The organism is uncultured Planktosalinus sp., assembly GCF_963973675.1.
GTDB lineage: Bacteria > Bacteroidota > Bacteroidia > Flavobacteriales > Flavobacteriaceae > Planktosalinus.
In genome coordinates, this window is record NZ_CAXBAN010000468.1 from 1 (window position 1) to 1,664 (window position 1,664).

Sequence of the window (1,664 nt, forward strand, 5' to 3'; positions counted from 1 at the left end):
GCAATCTGTCCCATGCACCTTTAGTTGGGAAGGGTCCCGGAGCAATAGCGTGATGACGGATGCCATATTTTGCCCATTCAACAGCGAGGGAACGTGTCATTGCCAGCACACCGGCTTTTGCGGTCGCACTAGGAACGACAAAGGCAGAACCTGTCCAGGCATAGGTAGTTACAATATTGACAACGGTTTTATTGGTTTCTTTTTGGTCAATCCAATGTTTACCAAAAGCGAGGGTGCAGTTTTTACTTCCTTTTAAAACAATATCAATGATAGTGTCAAAAGCATTGGCAGACAATCGCTCTGTGGGCGAAATAAAGTTGCCTGCAGCATTATTGAGCAACACATCCACCTGTCCAAACTCTGCAACCGATGCTTTGACCATCGCTTCCACTTCATCGTAATTTCTGACATCGCAAGCCACTGAAAGCACTTTACCGCCGGTGGCTTCTTCCATCTCCTTAGCTGTGTTCTGAAGTTTTTCAAGATTACGGGAAGTAATTACCAGATTGGCACCCAATTCAAGAAAATAAGTCCCCATCGATTTACCGAGTCCGCTGCCGCCTCCGGTGACTACGATGGTTTTTCCTTTAAGTGCGTTGTCGCGAAGCATTTTTTGATTGTGGTTCATTGGGTTTAAATGTTTGTGGTTTATTGTTTGTGGTTAAAATGTTTGAAAACTGGCTACAATTTCATAAAAATAATCATTAATTATTTAGTTTAAGTAATTAACAAACTATCAAAGTTGTAAGTTACAATGTTGTTACTTTTTGATTCAAGTCAAACCTTAAAAGAATTTAATTATGCATCTTCAAGACTTTAAGACTTGAAATGAGAACGCTTTATTTGACTGAATCCATCAAAATCTGCAGCATCTCAATCGCAGCATCACTGATTCGGGTTCCGGGACCATAGACGGCCACAGCACCGGCATCAAAAAGAAACCGGTAATCCTGTTGCGGTATCACACCGCCCACTATGACCATAATGTCTTCCCGACCGTATTTTTTAAGTTCTTCTATCACCTGAGGCACCAGTGTTTTGTGACCAGCAGCTAGTGAGGAAATCCCCAGAATATGCACATCGTTTTCAACGGCTTGTTTGGCGGCTTCTTTAGGGGTTTGGAATAAGGGACCAATGTCTACATCAAAACCCACATCGGCATAGCCTGTTGCCACTACCTTGGCACCGCGATCGTGGCCGTCCTGGCCCATTTTGGCAATCATAATTCGAGGACGACGCCCTTCCAGTTCGGCGAACTCATTGGCCATTTCCCTTGCTTTTTCAAAGGAGGGGTCTTGTTTTATTTCTTTGCTATACACACCACTAAAGGATTTAATTTGTGCTTTATACCTGCCGAACGCGGTTTCAAGTGCATCACTGATTTCTCCCAGTGTGGCTCTTTCACGGGCAGCTTCCACCGCTAAAGCTAGTAAATTTCCGGCACCCGTGCGGGCACAATCAGTTAATTTTTTAAGCGTGGCAGTCACTTTTTCGGAATTTCTTACTGATTTGATTTTGTTTATACGTTCTATTTGTGACAAGCGTACTTTTTGATTGTCCACATCCAAAATTTGAAGCGGGTCTTCCTGTTCGAGACGGTATTTGTTGATTCCCACAATAATATCCTGACCGCTGTCTATGCGAGCTTGTTTTTTGGCGGCTGC

2 protein-coding genes are annotated in these 1,664 nt (G+C 43.4%); both read right to left on the reverse strand.

Annotation, left to right across the window (positions count from 1 at the left end; translation table 11 throughout):
* Window positions 1-628: SDR family oxidoreductase (locus tag AACY61_RS13410; RefSeq protein WP_339612085.1), on the reverse strand; the 628-nt coding region annotated here is incomplete at its 3' end.
* A 211-nt stretch (window positions 629-839) separates the two neighbouring features.
* Window positions 840-1,664, reverse strand: an 825-nt coding sequence (locus tag AACY61_RS13415; RefSeq protein ID WP_339612086.1) for a methylmalonyl-CoA mutase family protein, incomplete at its 5' end; no start/stop codon positions are given.